This is a genomic window from Bartonella sp. AA83SXKL (assembly GCF_042196965.1).
Lineage (GTDB): Bacteria > Pseudomonadota > Alphaproteobacteria > Rhizobiales > Rhizobiaceae > Bartonella.
In genome coordinates, this window is sequence record NZ_JBHIRG010000287.1 from 1 (window position 1) to 287 (window position 287).

General features: G+C 37.6%; 1 pseudogene. It reads right to left on the reverse strand.

What is annotated here, in order from left to right:
• Positions 1-287, reverse strand: a pseudogene (locus tag ACFINO_RS11165) (class I SAM-dependent methyltransferase); the annotation flags it as partial.

Below are 287 nucleotides of genomic sequence, written 5' to 3' on the forward strand. Positions count from 1 at the left end.
TTTCCACCGATAATGATCCATCCACCAGGTTTAACGCGTTCTAGTAAATCAAGAAAACAATTTTGGTTAAAACCACGATATTTGCTTAATTGCAAAAGTGCACCATCATGGGTGCAAGTTTGATTGATTTCAGGAGAACAGCGAAATTGAGCGTTAGCAAATTTTAAAAAATCTGGTCGCCAAGGCGTTATAATTTCTAAGTTTTTTGTCCATTCTGGAACAGGGATTTCCGTTAAACCAAAACTTAACCAAGATTGGCTTGGATCAGGATAGGGAAGTGCATACTT